This is a genomic window from Lysobacter enzymogenes, assembly GCF_017168095.1.
GTDB lineage: Bacteria > Pseudomonadota > Gammaproteobacteria > Xanthomonadales > Xanthomonadaceae > Lysobacter > Lysobacter enzymogenes_D.
The window spans coordinates 1-1,799 of the sequence record NZ_LXSD01000610.1; the positions used below are offsets into that span (position 1 = coordinate 1).

Here is a 1,799-nt window from a genome sequence, read left to right on the forward strand (position 1 = left end):
GCCGCCGGCGCCGTCCGCAGCGCCGGGCCCGCCAGCGTCGCCCGGCAGGCGCACCGCGGCGCCGTCGTTGAGCTGGTCGCCGCCGGAGATCACCACCTGCTCGCCGAGCTTGAGCCCTTGCGTCACCGACACCGTGTCGCCCGCGGCCGGCCCGCGCGTCACCTTGCGCAGCCGCGCCTTGCGGTCGGCGCCGACGACGTAGACGAAATCGCCGTTCGGCCCGCTGCGCAGGGCCGCCGCCGGCACCGTGACCGCATCGTTCAAGGTGTCCAGCAACACGCGCACGTTGACGAACTGGCTCGGGAACAGCCGCGCATCGGCGTTGTCGAAACGCGCCTTGGCCTTGACCGTGCCGGTGCCGGGGTCGATGACGTTGTCCAGGGTCAGGAACCGGCCCTGGCCGAGCACCTGGGTGCGGGTGCGGTCGAGCGCGGTCACCGCCGGCGCGTCGCCGTGCGCGAGCCGCGCCTGGATCCGCGGCAGTTCGTCCTGCGGCGCGGTGAATTCCACATCGATCGGCGTCACCGCCGAGATCACCGCCACCCCGGCGGCATCGCCCGGGGTCACGTAATTGCCGAGGTCGACCACGCGCAGGCCGACCCGCCCGGCGATCGGCGCGCGCACCTGGGTGTAGTCGAGATTGAGCTGGGCGGTGCCGACCGCGGCCTGGTCGGTGGCGACCACGCCGGTGAGCTGGCGCACGGTCGCGGCCTGGGTGTCGTAATCCTGCTGCGCGATGGTCTGGTCGTGGGCCAGCGGCGCGTAGCGCTTGAGCGTGAGCTGGGCCACCTGCAACTGCGCCTGGTCGCGCGCCAGCGCGCCGCGCGCCTGGTCCAGCGCGAGCTGGAACGGGCGCGGATCGATCCGCAGCAACACCTCGCCCTTGGCGACCTGCTGGCCTTCCTTGAACGCGATGTCGACGATGTTGCCCGCGACCTGCGCGCGCACCGTCGCGGTCGCCAGCGGCGTCACCGTGCCCAATGCTTCGAGCGTGATCGGAATCGTGCCGGACGCGGCGGTGGCGATGCCGACGGTCGCGGTCGGGCGGCGGTTGCCGCGCTCGTTGGCGGCGCGGCCGTGCACCAGCCACCAGGCCAGCGCCAGCAGCGCGGCGACGCCGAGCAACGTCAACAGCAGGCCGCGATGGCGGCGCAGCCACGAGCCGCGTTCGGCGGCCCGCGGCGGCGGAGCGGGACTGGCGTTCGGCGTCGAGCCCATGGCCTGCGTCCGAGAATGGGAAGGAGTCGATCTACGCTAACGCGCCGGGCCGCGCGCGGTTGTCCGCATTACAAGACCGTAATCCCGCGACCATCTTCGGCCGGCGGCGTGAACGCGGCGTGGTGGGCGCAGGCCCCTGGGCTGTTGTAGGAGGGACTTCAGTCCCGATCGCTTTTGGCTCAGTTCGCCGCGATCCGGCCGAAAAGCATCGGGACTGAAGTCCCTCCCACAAGAACTCCCTGCCACAGCGAGTCTCTCCCGCATCAAGCCGCGGCAGCGAAAGCGCAGCCGCCGTCACGAACCGCGGCCACACCGCTGCCATGCGCGGACGCTAGCCTGCCGATTCCCCCACCCCGAGCCATCGCCATGCACGACCACGACGCCTCCCGCCGCCGTTTCCTGTTGCGCTCCGGCGGCGCCCTGAGCCTGGGCGCGCTCGGCGGCGCCCTGCCCGCGCTGGCGGCGCCGGCGCTGATCGCCGCCGAGTCGGCGCGGCCGACCCTGCCGTACGGCCTGCAGTTCGGCGATGTCGGCGACGGCCGCGCCACGGTGTGGGCGCGCGCCGACCGCGCCGCGCGGCT

1 protein-coding gene and 2 pseudogenes are annotated in these 1,799 nt (G+C 73.3%); 2 read left to right on the top strand and 1 reads right to left on the bottom strand.

The features are described from left to right. Positions 1 to 1,218 (bottom strand): efflux RND transporter periplasmic adaptor subunit (locus A7A76_RS23575; protein ID WP_206413596.1); only part of this gene is annotated, 1,218 nt, incomplete at its 3' end. A gap of 174 nt (positions 1,219 to 1,392) precedes the next feature. Here A7A76_RS23575 and A7A76_RS27075 point away from each other — a divergent pair. Both A7A76_RS27075 and A7A76_RS23580 read left to right on the top strand, forming a co-directional pair. Then, a pseudogene (locus A7A76_RS27075) lies at positions 1,393 to 1,449 on the top strand (DUF6053 domain-containing protein); the annotation flags it as partial. A 135-nt stretch (positions 1,450 to 1,584) separates the two neighbouring features. After that, positions 1,585 to 1,799, top strand: a pseudogene (locus A7A76_RS23580) (hypothetical protein); the annotation flags it as partial.